Origin of the sequence: Heyndrickxia sp. MSNUG, assembly GCF_049532715.1 — a bacterium.
GTDB lineage: Bacteria > Bacillota > Bacilli > Bacillales > Cytobacillaceae > Mesobacillus.
In genome coordinates this window covers 3,571,307-3,593,404 of record NZ_CP150978.1, presented here as the reverse complement: position 1 = coordinate 3,593,404, position 22,098 = coordinate 3,571,307, and the positions used below count along the sequence as shown (strand labels likewise).

The following is a 22,098-nucleotide window of genomic DNA, read 5'->3' as shown; positions in this document are numbered from 1 at the left end:
TTTAAAATTAAGGAGTGGACCTAAGTTGACTTTACGTGAAGAAGCTTTACACATGCATCGTGTAAACAAAGGGAAGTTGGAGTCGAAATCTAAAGTGCCTGTAGCAAATGCCAGGGATTTAAGCCTTGCTTATTCGCCTGGTGTGGCAGAGCCTTGCAAGGAAATATATGATAAACCAGAAACGGTATACGACTATACGATGAAAGGCAATATGGTTGCGGTCGTATCTGATGGAACAGCCGTACTTGGTCTAGGTAACATTGGCCCAGAAGCTGCTCTGCCGGTAATGGAAGGAAAAGCTGTACTCTTTAAGAGCTTTGCTGGAGTTGATGCATTCCCAATCTGCCTGAATACAACAGATATAGATAAGATCGTTGAAACAGTAAAGCTGCTGGAACCGACTTTTGGAGGCGTGAACCTGGAGGATATTGCTGCTCCAAACTGCTTCGCCATTGAAGAACGCTTAAAGAAGGAAACAAATATACCTGTATTCCATGATGATCAGCATGGTACTGCGATTGTTACCGTGGCCGGCCTTGTTAATGCTTTGAAGATCGTTGGCAAGAAAATGAATGAGATCAAAGTAGTAGCAAACGGAGCAGGCGCTGCGGGAATTGCTATCATAAAGCTTCTGTACTCTTATGGTGTTCGGGATATCATCATGTGTGATACAAAGGGTGCGATCTATGAAGGACGCCCGAATGGAATGAACGCGATCAAGGATGAAGTTGCTAAATTCACAAACAGGGACAATGTTCAGGGAACACTTGCTGAAGCAATTAAAGGCGCCGATGTTTTCATTGGCGTTTCAGTAGCTGGAGCATTGACATCTGAAATGATCCAGACGATGAATAGTGATCCGATTATTTTTGCAATGGCAAATCCGGTGCCTGAGATTATGCCGGAAGAAGCGAAAGCAGCTGGAGCAAAGGTTATTGGAACAGGCCGTTCAGATTTTCCTAACCAGGTTAATAATGTCCTTGCTTTCCCTGGAATCTTCCGCGGAGCTTTGGATGCCAGGGCAACCCATATCAACGAAAAAATGAAGGTCGCTGCTGTAAACGCAATTGCCGGGCTGATAAATGAATCCGAGCTTTCAAGTGATTATGTCATCCCTGGTCCATTCGACCCGCGTGTGGCACCTGAAGTGGCTGCGGCAGTGGCGAAAGCGGCGATGGAAACGGGAGTAGCCCGTATAAAGGTGGATCCTGAAGAGGTAAAAGACCGGACAAGGCGTCTGGCAGTCATTGGAAAAGGTGAGTGAACGCTTAGTGGCACAACCTGAAAAAAACACAAAGGTTTATGTGGAAATTGTCAGGCAGCTAAGGGAAATGATTGAGAAAGACGGTATGAAAGCTGGAGATAAAATCCCCTCTGAACGTGAACTTTCGGAACGCCTTAATGCAGGGCGTTCCTCCGTTCGGGAGGCATTGAGGGCACTTGAACTACTTGGCCTGATTGAAACAAGGCGAGGAGAGGGCACATTCATCCGAGATTTTCGCGGTAACCAACTGGTCCAATTATTAAGTACCTTTATCCTGCAGGATGAAAAAGCAAAAAATGATGTTATTGAAACAAAATATATGATAGAAGTAGATTGTCTTTATCTTGCAGCTGACAAATTCCAAAAAGAGGAATTTGAGAGACTGCAAATCTGGATTGAAGAACATCATTTTGATGATGAGGAGTTCTTCAAAAAAATAGCTGAAATAGCTGACAATCACCTTTTTTATCGTATTTGGAATATATTAAATGACTATTATAATTCCCTTCAGCTACAGGTATTACCTGCTGAAAAGGCTGAATATCGTATGCTTGCAGAATCGCTGGCAAGCCAAAAAAAGGAACTGATCCTGGAAAAGTATCGCGCGCTGCGGAAATTGTCGACCAATTGACGACATGAAGCAACACCTTTTGTCTGTTAGATGTTATATACTTGTGGACATGCTTAAGATACTTGGATGGCACAGCTCTTTCTTTTTTACTATAGTGGTCTGGCCACTAGTGCTTTATTACTAAGCTGTGTTTGAGGATGTTGATTTCAGCACCTGTTTATTGAGCGAGTGCCTGGAGCGGAAATCGGCAGACAAGTTTAACATAGCCTATTACTAAAATTGTCTATTGACTATAACTACTAGCAAGATTACGGAGGGGGTTTTATTTTGCTTAAAGAGCTTTTCACTAAGACAAAAAAGAAAAAGTACGCAACAATTCCTTCTGAAGCAGCCAAGCAGGATGTACCTGAGGGAATCATGACAAAATGCCCGAACTGCAAAAAAATCATGTATACAAAAGAACTCAATAAAAACTGCAAAGTGTGTATCCAATGCGGTTATCACCATCAAATGAATTCAGCAGAACGGATTGACAGCTTCCTGGATGCTGGAAGCTTCCATGAGCTTGATCGGGAGATGATCTCTGGCAACCCATTAGGCTTTCCTGGATATGAGGAGAAGCTTGAAAAAGACCGCCAGAAAACAAACCTCAATGAGGCAGTTGTTACCGGCATAGGCAGGTTAAACGGACTCGATGTGGTTGTAGCGATCATGGATGCTACTTTTAGGATGGGAAGTATGGGATCGGTTGTCGGAGAAAAAATTACAAGAGCGATTGAAAAGGCAGATGAACTTTCCATTCCGTTTATCATTTTTACGGCTTCAGGAGGCGCAAGGATGCAGGAAGGCGTATTAAGCCTTATGCAAATGGCAAAAACCAGTGTTGCCCTTAAAAGGTTCAGTGATAACGGTGGCCTGATCATCTCAATTATGACGCACCCAACTACCGGAGGGGTATCAGCAAGCTTTGCTTCCCTTGGAGATTATAATCTGGCAGAGCCAGGAGCATTGATTGGTTTTGCAGGCCGCAGGATCATTGAACAAACGATCCGGGAAGAGCTTCCTGAAGATTTCCAGACATCTGAGTTTTTGTTAAAGCATGGACAGCTTGACGCGGTAATCTCCAGAATTGATCTGAAGGAAAAAATAGCTGGAATACTTGAAATCCATCAGCCAGGAGGGACATTCGAATGGCAGGAGAACTAGAATTTGAGAAACCGGTAATTGAACTAAGAAAAAAAATTAGCGAACTGAAAGAATTCACACAAAATACGGATGTTGACCTGACATCAGAAATCGATAAATTGGAGGCAAGACTTGAAAAGCTTGAATCCGAAATTTATGAAAATATGAAACCTTGGGATAGGGTGCAGATTGCCCGTCATCCAAGCAGGCCAACTACACAAGAATACATTAATTTGCTTTTCACTGATTTCTTCGAGTGCCACGGAGATCGTTCATTTGGTGACGATGAAGCAATTGTTGGTGGTATAGCGAAGTTTCATGGTTATCCAGTGACTGTCATAGGACATCAGCGAGGCAAGGATACAAAGGAAAATATCCGTCGTAACTTTGGTATGCCGCATCCTGAAGGCTACCGAAAGGCATTGCGATTGATGAAACAAGCTGAAAAGTTTAAGCGCCCCATTATTTGCTTCATTGATACGAAAGGTGCTTATCCTGGCAAAGCGGCAGAAGAACGAGGACAGAGTGAAGCGATTGCCCGCAATCTTTTTGAGATGGCTGGGCTGAAGGTTCCTGTCATTTGTGTCGTGATCGGTGAAGGAGGCAGTGGCGGTGCACTTGCCCTTGGAGTCGGCAACTATATTCACATGCTGGAAAATTCCACGTACTCCGTTATTTCACCAGAAGGTGCTGCGGCTATACTTTGGAAGGATTCCACATTGGCAAAAAAAGCGGCTGAAACAATGAAAATCACCGCACCAGACCTAAAAGGCTTAGGTGTGATTGATGAAATTATCCCTGAAGTAAAAGGCGGGGCACACAGGGATGTTGCCCAGCAAGCAAAATATATGGATAAAATCCTGAAAGATTCGATGTCTGAACTTTTATCCATGGATGAGGACACTCTCATTGATCAGCGTTATGAAAAATATAAACGAATTGGTGAGTATTCGTTTCCTAATGAATTTATAGGGGTAAAATAAAACGTGCATTTAAGCACGTTTTTATTTTTCTTCTATATCGGCTCTGTTATAGCTGAATATTTATTTTTAATACCCTGTTGATTGTAGTGGAAGGCGTGTAGACTCCTCTGAAAATGCTAACGCATTTCCATCGTGCGTGGGCGGATTCGAGGAAGGTATTCAATGTCCTGAGGGTGCAGCGCTAACCCCGCGGAAAGTGAAGCGCCTGGAACGAAAATCAACAGCCTTGTTTAACAGGTACTATTAAATGAAACCTATTTACCCTCAATAAAGCGCTTGCAGTTATATGATAATTCCGTCTTTATGTCAATATTAAGGATTCAGTTGAGATACTATATTCTACGTGTTATTTTAGAAATATTCCCGGGTATTCTGTTTATAATAAGATAAGATTAATACAGTATCAGAAAAGAATGGCTTTAATGTAAAATTGTACATAGATGATACCGAATGAGGTGAAAGACTATGAAAAGAATTGGAGTATTGACTAGTGGCGGGGACGCTCCCGGCATGAATGCTGCAGTACGTGCAGTAGTAAGGAAAGCGATTTACCATAACGTGGAAGTTTATGGTGTTTATGGCGGATATGCAGGTTTGATGAGTGGTAATATTAAAAAGCTTGAATTAGGCTCAGTAGGTGATATCATCCATCGCGGTGGTACTTTCCTTTATTCTGCCCGCAGTGAAGAATTCAAAACGAAGGAAGGGCAGCAAAAAGGCATCGAACAGCTGAAGAAATTCGGGATTGATGGACTGGTTGTCATCGGCGGAGATGGATCATACAGGGGAGCAAAAGCTCTTACTGAACAAGGTTTCCCATGTGTTGGCGTGCCTGGAACAATTGATAATGATATTCCTGGAACAGAATTTACGATTGGTTTCGATACAGCACTAAATACTGTTATTGATGCGATCGATAAAATCCGTGATACAGCTTCTTCTCACGAAAGAACGTTTGTCGTTGAGGTCATGGGCCGCAATGCTGGAGATATCGCTCTTTGGGCAGGTTTGGCAGGAGGAGCAGAAACGATTCTGATTCCTGAAGATCCTCATGATATGAAGGATATCGCTGAAAGACTTAAAAAGGGTCATGAACGCGGCAAGAAGCACAGTATCATTATTGTTGCAGAGGGCGTTATGAACGGTTATGAATTTGCGAAGAAACTTAAAGAAGAAACAGACTTTGATACCAGGGTTTCTGTTCTTGGTCATATCCAGCGAGGCGGTTCACCAACTGCATTTGACCGTGTTCTGGCCAGCAGACTCGGAGCGCGGGCAGTAGAGCTTTTATTAGAAGGCAAAGGCGGACGGGCTGTAGGAATGGAGAGCAATGAAATGGTTGATTATGATATCATTGAAGCACTGGCCAAGCAGCATACAGTTGACTTGAACTTATATAAATTATCAAAAGAATTATCTATTTAATCTCTTTACAGTAAACCAGGAGGTTGCAGTTTATGCGCAAAACTAAAATTGTTTGTACGATTGGTCCCGCAAGTGAAAGTGTAGATAAGTTAGAGGAATTAATGGAAGCTGGCATGAATGTTTCCCGTTTGAATTTTTCACATGGAAATCATGAAGAACATGCAGCACGTATCAAGAATATCAGAGTAGCAGCTGAGAAAACAGGGAAGAAGGTAGGTATCCTTCTTGATACTAAAGGCCCTGAAATCCGCACGAATGATATGGAGAACGGCGCAATCGAGCTTAAGACGGGGCAAGAATGCATTATTTCCATGAAAGAAGTTGTGGGTACAGCGGAAAAGTTCTCTGTTACTTACGAAAGATTGATTGAAGATGTGCACACTGGTGCTAAAATCCTGCTTGATGACGGCTTGATCGGACTTGAAGTGATCAGCGTTGATAAAGCTAATAATGAGATTAAAACTAAGGTATTGAACAGCGGAACTCTTAAAAATAAAAAAGGTGTTAATGTTCCTGGAGTATCAGTACAGCTTCCTGGAATCACGGAAAAGGACGCTCAGGATATTCTTTTCGGGATTGAGCAAGGTGTAGATTTCATTGCAGCATCATTTGTACGACGAGCGAAGGATGTTTTGGAAATCCGTCAGCTTCTTGAAGAAAACAAAGGGTCTCATATCCAAATCATACCTAAGATTGAAAACCAGGAAGGCGTAGACAACATCAATGAAATCCTTGAAGTTTCTGATGGTCTGATGGTTGCCCGTGGAGATCTTGGGGTAGAAATTCCAGCTGAAGAAGTACCTTTAGTACAAAAGGACCTTATTAAAAAGTGCAACGCACTGGGCAAGCCTGTTATTACAGCAACACAGATGCTTGATTCTATGCAGCGTAACCCGCGCCCGACTCGTGCGGAAGCAAGTGACGTAGCAAACGCTATTTTTGATGGCACAGATGCAATCATGTTATCAGGAGAGACGGCTGCAGGACAATATCCAGTTGAGGCAGTTCAAACGATGCATAATATCGCTTCTCGTGCAGAGCAAGCACTGGATCATAAAGAATTATTATCTGCACGCAGTAAAGATACAGATCACAATATTACTGATGCTATCGGACAATCGGTTGCACACACAGCTTTAAATCTTGATGTAAATGCAATTATCACTCCAACTGAAAGCGGCCATACTGCAAGGATGATTTCGAAGTACCGTCCTAAGGCTCCAATTATCGCTGCAACATCAAATGATCATGTAGTCCGCAGACTTGCACTAGTTTGGGGAGTATATCCGCAGCTTGGACAAAAAGCGGAAACAACTGATGAAATGCTCGCTGTTGCAGTAGATGAAAGTGTAAACAGTGGATTTGTGTCTCATGGTGACTTGGTTGTCATTACTGCAGGAGTACCTGTTGGCGAGGCTGGCACAACAAACCTTATGAAGATACATGTAGTTGGGGATGTTCTGGCAAAGGCTCAGGGAATCGGCCGTAAATCAGCATACGGACAAGTAGTTGTCGCTAAAGACGCGCAGGAAGCTCTAAGTAAGGTAAAAGAAGGAAGCATCCTTGTTACAATCGGCTCTGACCGTGAAATGGTCCCTGCCCTTGAAAAATGCAGCGCATTAATCACAGAAGAAGGCGGTTTGACAAGCCATGCGGCAGTAGTTGGACTTAACCTTGGTATCCCTGTAATCGTTGGTGTAGAAAATGCAATGAAGCTATTCCGTGATGGTCAAGTGATCACGGTAGACTCTGCAAGAGGCGTTATTTATAACGGCCGTGCCAGCATTTTATAATTATATGTAAAAGGATGGGGAACCCATCCTTTTTTTGTAGTATAAGAACATTCACTTCGAGAATTGTCCAGCTCCAACGCCTAGCCCTTTGAGTCGCTTGTTTAGCATCGTTATTTGTGCCCAGCAGATTCTAATTAAATTCAATTATTTGTATTCTCAATAAAGCGGCACATATAATAGAGAGACAGGCTAAACGAATATGATGAGGTGGAAAATGAAGTATTTTTTTCTGTTTTTGGTTCTTGTACCGGCAGCTGAAATCGGCGTCCTTCTGTACTCCGGACAAACAATTGGCGTTTGGCCAACCATCTCTTTGATTATCCTAACGGGTTTCCTTGGGGCATATCTTGCCAAGCAGCAAGGTCTTGAAATAATCCGGAAGACTCAGGAACAATTGAGAAGAGGTATGATGCCAGGGGATGCTATTCTCGATGGTGTAAGCGTATTGGTTGGCGGCACCCTGCTGCTCACTCCTGGTTTTATCACAGATATTATGGGAATCTTGTTGCTGGCCCCGCCAACGAGGAAGTTTTTCAAGGTTTTAATGATGAAGGCTTTCCGAAATTGGATTGATAAAGGGAACATCAAGGTGATTCGGTAATTTTTCATGTCTTTGGTGCTCATCAAATTAAAAACGCCAACCAATGGTTGGCGTTTTATTATTAACCCTTCTTACTTAATGATCTCCTCATTTTTCCCCTTGATGAAAATCCATAAATCACGGAATACATTTGCCCGTTGCAAAGTATTGAAGATGACAAGAACGACTGGCCCGACAATCAGTCCAAGGAACCCGATCGTCTTAAATCCGACAAACAAGGCAATCAATGTCGCAAGCGGATCTAACCCGATACTGGAAGAGAGGATTTTTGGCTCCATGATCTGCCGCTGCACAAGGACGATGATGTATAGAATTCCTAATCCAATGGCAGTGCTCATTTCTCCGGTAATTGCCTCGTAAATGATCCAAGGTACAAAAACAGCTCCGGTGCCAAGATAAGGGATGATGTCAACTATGCCGGTTACCAGGGCAATAGTTATCGCATAATCCACACGCAATATTAACAACCCGATTAAGATAATGACAGTAGTAATGGAAATCAGTGTTGCCTGTGCCTTTACGAAGCCAAAGAGAGCTTTCTTCAAATCTGCAAATACGGTCTTGCTGCTGCTTCTGGCTCGATTAGGCAAGAAACGTGTGCCCATTGAAGACAGGCGGTACCAGTCTTTACTGATGAAAAAGGTACCAAGCAATGAAAAAATCAATACTGTTGCTGCATTTGGCAGCCAGGAAAGGATATTAGGAATATTCCCGAAAAAGTTTTTAATAAAATTGCCAGCCGTTGTCCCGATGGAAGCCCCGACATTCTGGATATTATTCATTATTGAATCTTGCTGCCCTGCTTCAAGGTTTTGAAACAACCCAGCCAATTGATTGTAAAGCGGGATAATTTGTGCGGCAAATAAATGTTCTATGTAATCAATCAGTGTTACAAGATGATCTGGAACAACTCTTGCCAGATATTCAGCTCCCGAAGCGATTTCAACTACCAGCAATGTGATAAGTCCAGCAAATACGGAAATGATCAGTATCAGAGCAACTGTTACCGCCAGCGCTCTTGGCATCTTAGCTTTTGCTTGGAGAAAATTGACAAGGGGATTCATCATGAAGGCAATTAAAAAACCAATAATGAATGGATAAGTAACTTTTGAGACATAAAACAGAGCCATTGCGCCAGCAATGATAGCGCCGATAACGAGAATAAACCTTAACGTTCTATACAAATAAACGGGATTCAAGCAATTTCCTCCTTTTGAAAAATAACTGAACCGAGACGGTCTGCCATGTATATATTTTAACAGTTGGCCGGCATTCCGGAAAGTTTCCTTTAATATACGGTGTATGTGTAAAAAAGATTCGACTTGAAAATGAAAAATCCTTTATTAAGAGCGAAAGTTAAATGATGCAACGTTGAAGGTACAAACTATAACAGAGTATAATCAAGAGATAGCATATGTCGAGACTGCCTCTTTAATGGTGTAATATTTTTAATTATGTTACAATAGTTTTAACCGTGGAAGGATGAAAATTTTATGCTTGAACCTATGCTTTTTTTATTAACGCTTTTGGCGATCGCTTTCCTGGCCAAAAACCAGTCATTAATTATTGCGGTATTGGTTTTGCTCGTTATGAAGATTGCGGGTTTCGAAGCAAAAACCTTTTCCATCATTCAGGGAAAGGGGATAAACTGGGGTGTAACGGTTATTACTATTGCAGTATTAGCACCAATCGCAAGCGGTGATATTGGCTTTAAAGATTTATCAGGGGCTTTTAAGTCACCTTATGCTTGGATTGCACTTATCTCAGGAATGGCCGTAGCCTTGCTTGCAAAAGGCGGAGTAACTTTACTGGCAGAAGATCCCCATATAACAACTGCTCTTGTGCTTGGAACTATTCTTGCTGTTTCTTTATTTAAGGGAGTGGCAGTAGGACCGTTGATTGGCGCAGGGATCGCATTCGCTGCAATGAAAATATTCGAATTTTTTAAATAGCTTTTTCAGATCATCCTCGAAATTTTAGATGTTGCATTTTCATGTTAGGAACTCATTCGAATAAAAGATTCAAAAAGTTACCTGGATGAAGATAACTATGACGAAAAACTGCTCTTTAAGAGAATGGAGTCTTTTTGTAAAATAATATTTTATATTGTTTTAAGTTGTTTTCATTCACAAATGTCAGATAATTGTTTATAATAGGACTTGTAACTGCTTCCATCCTTTAACAGGGTATAGAAGCTAGATTCCACGGCGTTTTTTAATAAAACAAAATGTAAGCATTTTCTTTTTGAGAATTTCCTGAGCAAGCGCTCAGGTGATTTTGGCAAACCTATGGGCTGCCAGCTGATAATGGTCTGTCGCCGGAGCAGTGAACCGGCTTTCTGTAGCCTTGTAGGCTTATAAAGTGTCAGAAATTTCTTTTTTCTGATAGCTGTTGGTTAACAGCATTTTCAACATACAGACAAAATGGGATATGGGGAAATTAACTACAAAGGAGAGATTGAGTATGTCAGTAACACGTGGTCTTGAAGGAGTAGTGGCAACAACCTCCTCAATCAGCTCAATTATTGATGATACGCTGACCTATGTTGGCTATGATATTGATGATTTAGCTGAGAACGCTAGTTTTGAAGAAGTAATTTACTTACTATGGCATCGCAAGCTTCCTACTCAAGCTGAAATGGAAGAATTGAAGAAACAGCTAGCAGAGAACGCGGCATTGCCTAAGGAAGTACTTGAACATTTCAAAATGTATCCGATCGATAAGGTTCATCCGATGGCCGCTCTGCGCTCGGCTGTATCTCTTTTAGGTTTATATGATGATGAAGCCGATGTTATGGAAAAAGAAGCAAACTACCAGAAAGCAATTCGTCTGCAGGCAAAAATGCCTAGTATCGTTACGGCTTTCGCAAGAGTAAGAAAAGGTCTTGAGCCTATAGCTCCAAGAGAAGACCTGAATTTTGCAGCAAACTTCCTTTATATGCTGACTGGCAAAGAACCGGATGAAGTTGCTGTAGAAGCAATGAATAAAGCGCTTGTCCTTCATGCTGACCATGAGTTGAACGCATCTACATTCACAGCACGTGTTTGTGTCGCAACTCTTTCAGATGTTTACTCAGGCGTTACAGCAGCAATCGGTGCGTTAAAAGGACCTCTTCACGGCGGAGCAAATGAAGCGGTAATGAAAATGCTGACTGAAATTGGTACGCTTGAGAATGTCGAGCCGGCAATCCGTGAAAAGCTTGCCAACAAAGAAAAAATCATGGGTTTTGGACATCGTGTATATCGTCAGGGAGATCCTCGCGCAAAGCACTTGAGAGAAATGTCCAAGAGATTGACTGAGATTACTGGTGAACCACACTGGTATGAAATGTCAACGAAGATCGAGGCCATCGTTACTGGCGAAAAGAACCTACCGCCAAACGTTGATTTCTACTCAGCTTCTGTCTATCACAGCCTGGGCATTGACCATGACTTGTTCACTCCTATTTTTGCTGTCAGCCGTGTTTCTGGATGGCTTGCTCATATCCTTGAACAGTATGACAACAACCGTTTAATCCGCCCGCGCGCTGACTATACAGGACCTGGAAAACAGGAATACGTGGCAATCGGATTAAGATAATTTAGAAAATAAGGAGCAATATTTTACTTTTTAGTGGAAAATTGCTGTAATAGGAGAGTGTGGGAAGTTAAGGATCTAGTTTCTCAGTTGAGTGAGGAGTCCGATGCTTGGCTTCCAAAATAAAAGGTTAGGGGCAATCTCGCCTGCTAACCTTTGATTCTGTTACTGATTTCGAAGGGAGAGAAAAAAATGCAAGGTGAAAAAATTACAGTTAAAGATGGAGTTTTAAACGTACCAAACAACCCAATCGTTCCTTTTATCGAAGGTGACGGTACAGGTCCAGATATCTGGGCAGCTTCTGTACGCGTTCTTGATGCTGCTGTTGAAAAAGCATACAAGGGTGAGCGTAAGATTGTCTGGAAAGAAGTTCTTGCTGGAGAAAAGGCATTCAACCAAACTGGTGAGTGGCTTCCAAGCGAAACTTTAGAGTTAATCAATGAATACTTAATCGCAATTAAGGGACCTTTAACAACTCCTATCGGTGGCGGAATCCGCTCTCTTAATGTTGCATTGCGCCAGGAATTGGATCTATTCGTCTGCCTGCGTCCTGTTCGTTGGTTCGAAGGTGTTCCTTCTCCTGTAAAACGTCCTCAAGACACTGACATGGTTATTTTCCGTGAAAACACTGAAGATATCTATGCTGGTATCGAGTACGCAAGCGGATCTGACGAAGTGAAGAAACTTCTTGAATTCCTGCAAAACGAAATGGGAGTAAATAAAATCCGTTTCCCTGAAACTTCAGGTATCGGTATCAAGCCTGTTTCAAAAGAAGGAACAGAGCGCCTTGTACGTTCAGCGATCAATTACGCCATCACAGAAGGCCGTAAGTCATTAACGCTTGTACATAAAGGCAATATCATGAAATTCACAGAAGGCGCGTTCAAAAACTGGGGCTATGAGCTTGCAGAAAAAGAATTTGGCGACAAGGTCTTCACTTGGGCACAGTATGATAAAATCAAGGAAGAGCAAGGCGCAGATGCTGCGAACAAAGCACAGGCTGATGCAGAAGCTGCAGGCAAGATCATCGTTAAGGATGCAATTGCGGACATCTTCCTGCAACAAATCCTAACACGTCCGAAAGAGTTCGATGTTGTTGCAACAATGAACCTGAACGGCGACTATATCTCTGATGCACTAGCTGCACAAGTAGGCGGAATCGGAATCGCGCCGGGAGCAAACATCAACTATGAAACTGGCCACGCTATTTTCGAAGCGACTCACGGTACAGCTCCTAAATATGCTGGATTAGATAAAGTTAACCCATCTTCAGTTATCCTTTCTGGCGTTCTTATGTTAGAACATCTTGGCTGGACTGAAGCAGCTACCCTGATCGTAAAGTCTATGGAAAAATCAATCGCTTCTAAGGTTGTAACATATGACTTCGCACGTTTGATGGACGGTGCTACAGAAGTTAAGACATCTGAGTTCGGTGATGAGCTAATCAAGAACATGGGCTAATAATGGTTTGAAGGCTACCCTTTTCTAAGGGTAGCCTTTATATAAAAATCTATATCTTCATAAAAATATGTTCGTTCTGAGGAGGAAGCCTTATGTCATTGAAACGCAAAAAGATTTCAGTCATTGGTGGAGGATTCACAGGAGCAACTACCGCATTTTTGCTGGCACAAAAAGAGCTTGGGGATGTAGTATTAGTTGATATTCCGCAAATGGAGAACCCTACAAAGGGTAAAGCTTTAGATATGCTTGAAGCGAGCCCGGTTCAGGGATTTGATGCGAATATTACTGGTACATCAAACTATGAAGATACGAAAGACTCAGACATCGTTGTCGTAACAGCTGGCATTGCCCGTAAACCTGGCATGAGCCGTGATGACCTTGTTCAGACTAACCAAAAAATCATGAAGAATGTTACCCAGGAGATCGCAAAACATTCTCCAAATTGCTTTATCGTTGTTTTAACTAACCCGGTTGATGCTATGACTTATACAATCTTTAAAGAGTCAGGCTTCCCTAAAAATCGTGTAATTGGCCAATCAGGCGTACTTGATACAGCTCGTTTCCGTACATTCGTCGCACAGGAATTAAACTTGTCTGTTAAAGACGTTACAGGTTTTGTTCTTGGAGGACACGGTGACGACATGGTTCCCCTTGTCCGTTATTCATACGCTGGCGGTATTCCGCTTGAGACTCTTATTCCAAAAGAGCGCTTGGAAGAAATCGTTGAACGCACACGCAAAGGCGGCGGCGAAATTGTTAACCTTCTTGGAAATGGAAGCGCATACTACGCTCCTGCTGCTTCATTGGTTGAAATGTGTGAAGCAATCCTTAAGGACCAGCGCCGCATCTTGCCGTCAATTGCCTATTTAGAAGGTGAGTATGGATATGAAGGCATCTACCTTGGTGTTCCAACAATCCTCGGAGCAGGCGGAATCGAGAAAGTAATCGAGCTTGAATTAACTGCAGAAGAAAAAGCCGCACTTGACAAGTCTGCTGATGCAGTCCGCAATGTTATGTCAGTACTTGCTTAATCACTAACTGATTATTACTAAAAAGCCTGTGTTTTGGCAGAGCATGAAATAAGAGAATCGGGGAATATTCCCCGATTTTTTTGCACAAATTAATAAGTATGTTTTTGGACAAGGGATTGGAATGCAAGGATCTAAACTTCTATTGCAAAGGGGTAAAGGCTATGCTGCTTGGAAAAAAACGTAAGCTCGGCAGGAAGCTTGAAGAAATTACTGTCGGCGAAAAACTGACGTTAACTGAAAAAATTGAGGATAAAGATTTACTTTTGTATTTAGGATTAACGAATGATTCGAATCCTTTATATATTCAGCATGACTATGCTTCACAAACTCCTTATGAAAAGCCGATCGTTCCGGCGATTATGCTTAATGGGATCATAACTTCAGCTGTTTCGAAATATTTGCCGGGACCGGGAAGCAACATTTTAAAACAGGATATAGAGTTCGTGAAGCCCGTTTATCATTATGGGACTGTCCAGTTTCTATTTGAGGTAACTGAGGTAATCAAGAGCAAGCATACAGTAGAAATCACGGTTTCCGGCAAGAATGAAAATGACGAAACCGTGATTAAAGGGAAACTGCTTGTATGTCCGCCATATCCAGTCCAGCGAATGGACGGCAGGGCATTGGAAAATTTTTAAAACGTAGCGGGGATATACATGTAAATGTATATCCTTTTTTACATCTTAAAAATTTGATTTTCATTGATAGGTTGATATTATAATGTAGATAGTGCTAAATGGATGAAAACAGGGGTAATAACTTTTTTGGAGGCTTATATGGACAAGAAGGTCTTGGTTGTTGATGATGAACAGTCAATCGTGACGCTGCTCAAGTATAACCTGGAACAGGCAGGTTATATTGTGGTAACAGCAATGGATGGTGAGGAAGGGATCAATATTGCTGCAGAAGAAAACCCGGATTTAATGATTTTGGATTTAATGCTACCGAAGCTGGATGGGATTGAAGTTTGCAAGCAGCTACGTCAGCAGAAAATAAACGTGCCAATTTTAATGCTTACTGCCAAGGATGATGAGTTTGACAAAGTGCTAGGCCTTGAGTTGGGTGCGGATGACTATATGACAAAACCTTTCAGCCCTCGCGAGGTTGTAGCAAGGGTAAAAGCTATATTGAGACGGGTGCAGACTCTTCCTGATGCCGTAGAGGAAAAGCAGGAAGATGAAGGACAAATCAAAATCGGAGAATTGAAGATTCTTCCTGAATTTTATGAAGCCTATTTCATGGGTGAGTTGCTTGAATTGACTCCTAAAGAGTTTGAGCTGCTGTTGTTTCTAGCCAGGAATAAAGGCAGAGTGCTGACACGGGATCAGCTGCTGAGTTCTGTATGGAATTATGACTTTGCGGGTGACACAAGGATTGTTGACGTACATATCAGCCATTTGCGTGAGAAAATTGAGCAAAACACGAAAAAACCATCCTATATTAAAACCATTCGCGGACTGGGATATAAGCTGGAGGAACCTAAGGGAGAATGACAAAATACCGGACACGTCTTTTGTTTGCCCTTATTACCCTGATCATCATCGTATTGGTAGGTTTAGGCTTAGTACTAGGCCAGTTATTTAAGAATTATTATATTCATTCATTCAATGAACGGATCAAAATAGAAATGAGCCTTTTAACAGCTAATATCGAGCAAAATGGCGGTTTGGACAAACTGGATATAAATGAAATTGACCGGATGGGTGACCTCTTGAACGCAAGGATCACATTAGTGGATATGGGTGGTGACATCCGTTATGATACTGGCAAAATTTCGTCAATAAATACTAGCAGACATAATGAGATTATCGGTGATGTTGTTGAAGATAAGCCAAAAGAACAGAGTGATCTTGAAATTGGCGGAGGATATGACCTTCATTATTATTGGAAGCCGCTCATTCATAAAGATAAAAAAGAAGGGTACGTTTTTTTAACGACACAAATCAATGAACTGCAAAAGGCATACCGCCAGATTTGGTGGATTCTTACGATCAGTTTGGGATTGGCTCTTATTGTAATTATTCTGCTTGGTACAAGAATCACAAACCGCTATACAAAGCCAATCGAATCTGCAACAAATGTCGCAATTGAGCTTGCTAAGGGAAATTACCGCGCAAGGACTTATGAAGATCATATTGACGAAACGGGTATGCTCAGTGCATCCATTAATATTCTGGCAAGAAACCTGCAGGAGTTAATGAAAGCAAAGGAATCCCAGCAGGACCGTTTAACTACCCTGATTGAAAATATGGGCAGTGGATTGATCTTGATAGATAGCAGAGGCTATATAAATCTAATTAATCGGCCATATAGAGAAATATTCAGCGTAGACCCTTCAGAGTATCTTTATAAGCTTTATTATGAAGTGATCGAACATGAAGAGATTTCCCAAATGGTCGAAGAAATTTTCATGACAGAACAAAAGGTCCGTAAACAAGTTGTTTTGCCTTTGGAGATCGAACGCCGCCATTTTGAAGTGTATGGGGTGCCGATTATTGGGACAAATAATGTTTGGAAAGGGATTCTGCTGGTTTTTCATGATATTACCGAATTGAAAAAGCTGGAACAGATGCGGAAGGACTTTGTCGCAAATGTTTCACATGAGTTAAAGACACCAATCACTTCTATCAAAGGCTTTTCTGAAACGCTGCTTGATGGCGCCATGCATGATAAAGGGACACTTGAAGCATTTCTGGACATTATTTTAAAAGAAAGCGATCGTCTTCAGGTTCTTATCCAGGAGCTGCTTGATCTATCCAAAATTGAACAGCACGGATTCAAATTAACAATCGGCAAAGTGGACTTGTTGCAGGGAATTACGGACGTGCTTGGAATTTTAAGAGGTAAGGCAGAAGAGAAAGACATTACCCTCGAAATAGGACAGATCAGCGGAAATATGGTGATTGAAGGTGACCCGGACAGGATCAAACAAGTGTTGATCAATCTGGTAAGCAATGCCATTACCTATTCTCCAAATCATGGGACCATCACGATTTCGTTATTTGATAAAAAAGAAATGGTTTCTATAGTTGTAAAGGATTCCGGGATTGGAATTGAGAAAAGTGAAATTCCTCGTATCTTTGAACGCTTTTATCGTGTGGATAAGGCCCGAAGCAGGAATTCTGGTGGTACAGGGCTAGGGTTGGCCATTGTAAAACATATTGTGGAGGCCCATAAAGGAAATATTGAAGTTACAAGTGAGGTCGGCAAAGGGACAACGTTTACCGTACGGCTTTATAAGAGGTTTCCTGGTTGAAGATCCTAATTGTTCGTTCTTTTTCATATTTGCATAAATTTACAATAGCTTAACAAGGGGTTTATTTTTTCTTAACACTAAGTTGCTACAATCATTAGTGAAAACCCCTTCATCCAAGGAGCTAGAAAAAAGCACAAGCAGACCCCGCTTGTGCTTTTTTCAATTGTCTAAAAAACTATTTTGAATGATGATTCTTTTGAAACTTTTGTCATGGATGTAACGTAAATACCAACATAGACAGAAGTGCAGAAAGAGGGGAATAAAATGGCGAGCTTAAAAAAGATTTATCTTACCAGCGGGATCGTGATTCTTGCAATTATTTTAGGTTTACTGGCTTTTACGACCTGGTATACCGTTGATGAGTCTGAACAGGCTGTGATATTGACATTCGGCAAGGTAGAGGATGGCATCAGCGATCCAGGATTGCATTTCAAGCTGCCCTGGCCAATTCAAAGTGTAGAAAAGCTATCCAAGGAGACATTCAGCCTTCAGTTTGGCTATGAAGAAAACGATGGAGAAATAAAAGAGTTCCCTGATGAGACGAAAATGATCACAGGTGACGAAAATATTGTGCTTGCTGACCTTGTGGTGCAGTGGAAAATTACTGACCCGGAGAAATATTTATACAATGCGGACAATCCAAGAGAAATACTTTATGATGCTACATCAGCATCTGTAAGAAGTATAGTCGGGAATTCCAAAATTGACGACGCCCTGACTTCCGGTAAGGCGAAAATTGAAGCAGATGTGCGTGATTTGCTGTCATCACTAATAGAAAAATACGATATGGGTGTTTCTGTTCTTGGGGTTAAGCTCCAGGATGTTGAATTGCCCAATAAAGAAGTGCGTAAGGCATTTACTGATGTAACGGATGCCCGTGAGACGATGAATACAAAAATCAATGAAGCCAAGAAATACCAGAATAAGCAGCTTAATGAAGCTCAAGGGGAGAAAGATGCACTAATTTCTCGTGCGGAAGGTGAAAAAGCGGCTAGGATTGAACGTGCAAGAGGCGACGTGGCCGTATTCAACAAACTGTATGTGGAATACAAACAGAGCCCAGATATCACAAAACAGCGGCTTATCCTTGAGACGCTTGAACAAGTTCTGCCAGGCACTGAAATATACATCATGAACGATGAAGGGAACACGATGAAGTATTTCCCGATTCGTCCGCTGGAGACTGAAAAGCCTAAGTCAGAAAAGGAAGGCAGTGAAAAGGATAATGGCTGATCAAAACGTTATTAATTCGAATGAAAAAACAGGCGGTTCATTCAGCTGGAGAAAATACACGAAGCTTGGACTTTTCCTGATTATTCTGGTCGCCCTGCTAGTATTAATATTCACCAATGTTTTCATTGTGAAGCAAGGAGAGTATAAAGTGGTTCGCCAGTTTGGTGAGGTAGTAAAGATTATCAAGGAACCAGGACTCAACTATAAAATACCTTTTGTGCAAAGCGTCACTACTTTGCCTAAATACCAGATGACTTATGATGTTTCACAAGCAGAAATCAATACTAAGGATAAGAAGAGAATGTTAATAGATAACTATGCGATCTGGAGAATTGAAGATCCTAAAAAGATGATTTCAAATGCAAGGTCTCTTGATGCCGCTGAATCCAGAATGGAAGAATTCATCTATTCCGTTGTGCGTTCTGAGCTTGGCCAGCTGGACTATGATGAAATCATTAATGATGAAAAGTCCTCCAGAGGTTCATTGAATGACAGAGTCACAGCTAAAGTAAATGAACTATTAGCAGGCGGAAATTATGGGATCATGGTTACCGATGTGCGTATGAAGAGAACGGATCTTCCTGCTGAAAATGAAAAGTCTGTTTTTACAAGAATGATATCGGAACGGGAATCTAAGGCACAGGAATACCTCTCAATGGGTGACGCACAAAAGAATAGGATTATTGCCCAAACAGATAGGAATGTACAGGAAATCCTCGCTAAGGCGTCAGCAGATGCTGAAATGATCAGGGGTGAAGGTGAAGGGGAAGCAGCTAAGGTTTACAACCAAAGCTTTTCGAAGGACCCTGAATTCTATACGATGTTCCGTACACTCGAATCATATAAGAAAACAATTGACGGTGAAACCGTCATTGTCCTGCCATCAAATTCACCGTATGCACGAATGCTGATGGGCTATACAAATTAATATTGAGCTGCCCAAAAAGGCCGTTATTTTTCTTTCTATCATCTCTCATGATAAAATAGGAAGTAATTTAACGGTCTTTTCTTACATTAAAAAAGAAATAACACGGGCACTTGTTGGCGCATGTTGCTATTAAAAAGAGGAGGAATTACATGTCTAAAAAGCTTGTATTGATAGATGGAAATAGTATAGCGTACCGCGCTTTCTTTGCGCTGCCGCTATTGAACAATGAAAAAGGTATACATACGAATGCAGTCTACGGGTTTACGATGATGTTAATGAAAATCCTGGAGGATGAAAAACCGACACACATTTTGGTTGCTTTTGATGCAGGTAAAACGACCTTCAGGCATAAAACCTTCAGTGAATATAAGGGCGGAAGGCAAAAGACTCCGCCTGAACTATCCGAACAATTTCCGTTTATCCGTGAACTGTTGTCTGCATACGGTATTCCTCAATATGAACTGGAAAATTATGAAGCCGATGACATTATCGGCACATTAAGCTTGCATGCGGAAAAAGAAGGCTTCGAGACGAAGGTCATATCCGGGGATAAGGACTTAACGCAGCTAAGCTCTGATAAGACGACTGTCAATATCACAAGGAAGGGCATTACAGATATTGAGGAGTATACACCGGCCCATATCCAGGAGAAATATGGCCTAACTGCCGAACAAATCATCGATATGAAGGGGCTTATGGGGGATGCTTCAGATAATATACCTGGAGTCCCTGGTGTAGGCGAAAAAACGGCGATTAAGCTGCTTAAAGAATATGGAACACTTGAAAATCTGTTGCAATCCATTGAAAAAGTCAGCGGCAAAAAGCTTCAGGAAAAGCTTGCGGAGTTTAAAGAACAGGCTGTGATGAGCAAGGAACTTGCAACCATAACGAGAAAAGCGCCAGTTGAAGTGAGCTTGAATGAATTGGAATATGAAGGTTCAGAAAAAGAAAAAGTCATGAAAATATTTAAAGAACTTGGTTTTAATTCGCTTCTTGACAAGCTGGGCGGGGATGTTGAAGCAGGAAACACAGTCGAGCTCGAGGATATTGAGTTTGAACAGGCGGACAATATTACCCCGGAAATGTTTGCAAAGGAAAGTGCTTTTTATGTTGAGGTGCTTGAGGATAACTATCATTATGCTGACATCGTTGGCTTTGCTGTCGTAAGTGAGAAAGGCAGCTTTTATTTGCCGGCAAAATTGGCTCTTGAATCTGATGATTTCAAAATATGGGCTGAGGATGAAACCTGTAAAAAGACTGTTTATGATGCAAAGCGTTCAGAAGTCAGCTTAAGACATCACGGAATTCATCTTAAAGGAGCTGGTTTTGATGTTGCGCTTGCTTCCTACATTCTAAATCCATCTGAGAATCCTGATGATTTGTCTGCAGCTGCAAAACAGCATGGTTTCTTGAGTGTTCAATCAGACGAAGCCGTTTATGGCAAAGGGGCAAAACGAAGGATTCCGGAAGAGAAAATACTCGGTGAACATCTTGTCCGTAAGGCAGCTGCGTTGGCTTTGTTAAAAGAAAAGCTTGAAAACGAATTATGGGAAAATGACCAGCATGATCTGTTTAGCAGCCTTGAAATGCCTTTGTCACTTGTATTGGCCGATATGGAATATCAAGGCGTAAAACTCGATATGAATCGGCTTGTCAATATGGGAGAAGAAATCAAGAGCCGTCTGGCTGAAATCGAAACAAGGATTTTTGAAATGGCAGGCGAGCAATTCAATATCAATTCTCCAAAGCAATTAGGGGTCATCCTTTTTGAAAAGCTTGGTTTGCCAGCTGCAAAGAAGACTAAGACAGGGTATTCAACGTCAGCGGATGTTCTTGAGAAACTGGCGCCAAAACATAAAATCATAGAAGAAATTCTTAATTATCGACAGCTTGGAAAGCTTCAATCCACTTATATTGAAGGACTGCAAAAAGTAGTTAATAATGAAACAGAAAAGGTCCATACGAGATTCAATCAGGCATTAACCCAGACGGGAAGATTAAGCTCTACAGATCCAAACCTGCAAAACATCCCGATCCGCCTGGAAGAAGGCAGGAAAATCCGGGAGGCATTTGTTCCTTCCGAAAAAGATTGGGTCATCTTTGCGGCAGACTACTCACAGATTGAGCTCCGTGTGCTGGCGCATATTGCTGGAGATGAAAAATTGATTGAGGCTTTCCAGAATGATATGGACATTCATACAAAGACGGCTATGGAGGTTTTCAAGGTCGGGAAAGATGATGTCACTTCCAATATGCGCCGCCACGCAAAGGCTGTAAACTTTGGAATTGTTTATGGAATCAGCGACTATGGACTATCTCAAAGCTTAAGTATTTCAAGGAAGGAAGCAGGAGAATTCATCGAACGTTATCTTGAAAGCTATCCTGGTGTAAAAGAGTACATGAATGAAATCGTAAAGGATGCAAAGCAAAAAGGGTACGTTCAGACCCTGCTGCACCGCCGCAGATACATCCCTGAGATTACGAGCCGGAATTTTAATTTGCGCAGCTTCGCAGAGCGGACGGCAATGAATACACCAATCCAGGGCAGCGCAGCGGATATCATAAAAAAAGCAATGATTGATATGGCTGACAGGCTTAAGGAAGAGGGGCTAAGGACAAGGCTGCTTCTGCAGGTACACGATGAACTGATTTTTGAGGCTCCGAAGGACGAAATTGAAAAGCTGAAAAAAGTTGTTCCTGATGTGATGGAAAATGCCATTGAACTAAAAGTGCCGCTTAAGGTGGATTATGCTTTCGGTCCAACCTGGTATGACGCAAAGTAAGTTAATTA

General features: G+C 41.7%; 18 protein-coding genes. 17 read left to right on the top strand and 1 reads right to left on the bottom strand.

Annotation, left to right across the window (positions count from 1 at the left end; genetic code table 11):
* The first annotated feature begins 25 nt into the window (after positions 1 to 25).
* The 7 genes from AABM38_RS18105 (at position 26) to AABM38_RS18075 (ending at position 7,822) form a co-directional block, all read left to right on the top strand.
* Positions 26 to 1,264 carry an NAD(P)-dependent malic enzyme gene (locus tag AABM38_RS18105; RefSeq protein WP_423407640.1) on the top strand — a complete coding sequence of 413 codons (1,239 nt, stop codon included), beginning with the start codon at positions 26 to 28 and terminating at the stop codon, positions 1,262 to 1,264.
* A 67-nt stretch (positions 1,265 to 1,331) separates the two neighbouring features.
* Entirely contained in the window at positions 1,332 to 1,895 is a 564-nt protein-coding gene (locus tag AABM38_RS18100) for a FadR/GntR family transcriptional regulator (RefSeq protein ID WP_423410784.1), read from the top strand.
* A gap of 267 nt (positions 1,896 to 2,162) precedes the next feature.
* Positions 2,163 to 3,041 carry an acetyl-CoA carboxylase, carboxyltransferase subunit beta gene (gene accD / locus AABM38_RS18095; RefSeq protein ID WP_423407639.1) on the top strand — a complete coding sequence of 293 codons (879 nt, stop codon included), beginning with the start codon at positions 2,163 to 2,165 and terminating at the stop codon, positions 3,039 to 3,041.
* Entirely contained in the window at positions 3,026 to 4,003 is a 978-nt protein-coding gene (accA, locus tag AABM38_RS18090) for an acetyl-CoA carboxylase carboxyl transferase subunit alpha (RefSeq protein WP_423407638.1), read from the top strand. Before accD ends, accA begins: the two co-directional genes overlap by 16 nt.
* A gap of 465 nt (positions 4,004 to 4,468) precedes the next feature.
* On the top strand, positions 4,469 to 5,428 hold the full coding sequence (gene pfkA, locus AABM38_RS18085) for a 6-phosphofructokinase (protein ID WP_423407637.1): 960 nt from the start codon (positions 4,469 to 4,471) through the stop codon (positions 5,426 to 5,428).
* Between the two features lie 32 nt (positions 5,429 to 5,460).
* Positions 5,461 to 7,221: a pyruvate kinase gene (gene pyk, locus AABM38_RS18080; RefSeq protein WP_423407636.1), complete on the top strand. Its 1,761-nt coding sequence runs from the start codon at positions 5,461 to 5,463 to the stop codon at positions 7,219 to 7,221.
* A gap of 214 nt (positions 7,222 to 7,435) precedes the next feature.
* Positions 7,436 to 7,822 (top strand): FxsA family protein, encoded by a 387-nt coding sequence (locus tag AABM38_RS18075; protein WP_423407635.1) that lies wholly within the window; start codon positions 7,436 to 7,438, stop codon positions 7,820 to 7,822.
* 71 nt (positions 7,823 to 7,893) lie between these two features.
* Here AABM38_RS18075 and ytvI read toward each other — a convergent pair whose 3' ends face one another.
* Positions 7,894 to 9,021: a sporulation integral membrane protein YtvI gene (ytvI, locus tag AABM38_RS18070; RefSeq protein WP_335376425.1), complete on the bottom strand. Its 1,128-nt coding sequence runs from the start codon at positions 9,019 to 9,021 to the stop codon at positions 7,894 to 7,896.
* A gap of 294 nt (positions 9,022 to 9,315) precedes the next feature.
* Between ytvI and AABM38_RS18065 the strand changes: the two genes are divergently transcribed.
* The 10 genes from AABM38_RS18065 to polA all read left to right on the top strand — a co-directional run bounded on the left by AABM38_RS18065 (position 9,316) and on the right by polA (position 22,090).
* Complete coding sequence (locus tag AABM38_RS18065) at positions 9,316 to 9,774, top strand: DUF441 domain-containing protein (protein WP_335376424.1); 459 nt, start codon at positions 9,316 to 9,318, stop codon at positions 9,772 to 9,774.
* Between the two features lie 511 nt (positions 9,775 to 10,285).
* The gene (gene citZ, locus AABM38_RS18060) at positions 10,286 to 11,401 is read left to right on the top strand and encodes a citrate synthase (protein ID WP_423407634.1); all 1,116 of its coding nucleotides are present in this window, start codon (positions 10,286 to 10,288) and stop codon (positions 11,399 to 11,401) included.
* Between the two features lie 189 nt (positions 11,402 to 11,590).
* Entirely contained in the window at positions 11,591 to 12,859 is a 1,269-nt protein-coding gene (icd, locus tag AABM38_RS18055; RefSeq protein ID WP_423407633.1) for an NADP-dependent isocitrate dehydrogenase, read from the top strand.
* A 92-nt stretch (positions 12,860 to 12,951) separates the two neighbouring features.
* Complete coding sequence (gene mdh, locus AABM38_RS18050) at positions 12,952 to 13,890, top strand: malate dehydrogenase (RefSeq protein WP_423407632.1); 939 nt, start codon at positions 12,952 to 12,954, stop codon at positions 13,888 to 13,890.
* Between the two features lie 161 nt (positions 13,891 to 14,051).
* Positions 14,052 to 14,528 (top strand): MaoC/PaaZ C-terminal domain-containing protein, encoded by a 477-nt coding sequence (locus AABM38_RS18045; protein ID WP_423407631.1) that lies wholly within the window; start codon positions 14,052 to 14,054, stop codon positions 14,526 to 14,528.
* A 138-nt stretch (positions 14,529 to 14,666) separates the two neighbouring features.
* Positions 14,667 to 15,383 carry a response regulator transcription factor gene (locus AABM38_RS18040; RefSeq protein WP_335376419.1) on the top strand — a complete coding sequence of 239 codons (717 nt, stop codon included), beginning with the start codon at positions 14,667 to 14,669 and terminating at the stop codon, positions 15,381 to 15,383.
* On the top strand, positions 15,380 to 17,146 hold the full coding sequence (pnpS, locus tag AABM38_RS18035; protein ID WP_423407630.1) for a two-component system histidine kinase PnpS: 1,767 nt from the start codon (positions 15,380 to 15,382) through the stop codon (positions 17,144 to 17,146). The genes AABM38_RS18040 and pnpS overlap by 4 nt, the downstream gene beginning before the upstream one ends.
* A 264-nt stretch (positions 17,147 to 17,410) precedes the next feature.
* Entirely contained in the window at positions 17,411 to 18,379 is a 969-nt protein-coding gene (hflK, locus tag AABM38_RS18030; RefSeq protein WP_423407629.1) for an FtsH protease activity modulator HflK, read from the top strand.
* Positions 18,372 to 19,307, top strand: coding sequence for a protease modulator HflC (gene hflC / locus AABM38_RS18025; protein ID WP_423407628.1), 936 nt, complete (start codon positions 18,372 to 18,374; stop codon positions 19,305 to 19,307). Before hflK ends, hflC begins: the two co-directional genes overlap by 8 nt.
* A gap of 149 nt (positions 19,308 to 19,456) precedes the next feature.
* Positions 19,457 to 22,090: a DNA polymerase I gene (polA, locus tag AABM38_RS18020; RefSeq protein WP_423407627.1), complete on the top strand. Its 2,634-nt coding sequence runs from the start codon at positions 19,457 to 19,459 to the stop codon at positions 22,088 to 22,090.
* Positions 22,091 to 22,098 lie beyond the last annotated feature (8 nt).

Bases quoted from the DNA above. Each gene is read 5' to 3' on its own strand.
- AABM38_RS18100 (WP_423410784.1), top strand. From the start codon at position 1,332: ATGATTGAGAAAGACGGTATGAAAGCTGGAGATAAAATCCCCTCTGAA.
- accA (WP_423407638.1), top strand. From the start codon at position 3,026: ATGGCAGGAGAACTAGAATTTGAGAAACCGGTAATTGAACTAAGAAAA.
- pfkA (WP_423407637.1), top strand. From the start codon at position 4,469: ATGAAAAGAATTGGAGTATTGACTAGTGGCGGGGACGCTCCCGGCATG.
- pyk (WP_423407636.1), top strand. From the start codon at position 5,461: ATGCGCAAAACTAAAATTGTTTGTACGATTGGTCCCGCAAGTGAAAGT.
- AABM38_RS18075 (WP_423407635.1), top strand. From the start codon at position 7,436: ATGAAGTATTTTTTTCTGTTTTTGGTTCTTGTACCGGCAGCTGAAATC.
- AABM38_RS18065 (WP_335376424.1), top strand. From the start codon at position 9,316: ATGCTTGAACCTATGCTTTTTTTATTAACGCTTTTGGCGATCGCTTTC.
- citZ (WP_423407634.1), top strand. From the start codon at position 10,286: ATGTCAGTAACACGTGGTCTTGAAGGAGTAGTGGCAACAACCTCCTCA.
- icd (WP_423407633.1), top strand. From the start codon at position 11,591: ATGCAAGGTGAAAAAATTACAGTTAAAGATGGAGTTTTAAACGTACCA.
- mdh (WP_423407632.1), top strand. From the start codon at position 12,952: ATGTCATTGAAACGCAAAAAGATTTCAGTCATTGGTGGAGGATTCACA.
- AABM38_RS18045 (WP_423407631.1), top strand. From the start codon at position 14,052: ATGCTGCTTGGAAAAAAACGTAAGCTCGGCAGGAAGCTTGAAGAAATT.
- AABM38_RS18040 (WP_335376419.1), top strand. From the start codon at position 14,667: ATGGACAAGAAGGTCTTGGTTGTTGATGATGAACAGTCAATCGTGACG.
- pnpS (WP_423407630.1), top strand. From the start codon at position 15,380: ATGACAAAATACCGGACACGTCTTTTGTTTGCCCTTATTACCCTGATC.
- hflK (WP_423407629.1), top strand. From the start codon at position 17,411: ATGGCGAGCTTAAAAAAGATTTATCTTACCAGCGGGATCGTGATTCTT.
- hflC (WP_423407628.1), top strand. From the start codon at position 18,372: ATGGCTGATCAAAACGTTATTAATTCGAATGAAAAAACAGGCGGTTCA.
- polA (WP_423407627.1), top strand. From the start codon at position 19,457: ATGTCTAAAAAGCTTGTATTGATAGATGGAAATAGTATAGCGTACCGC.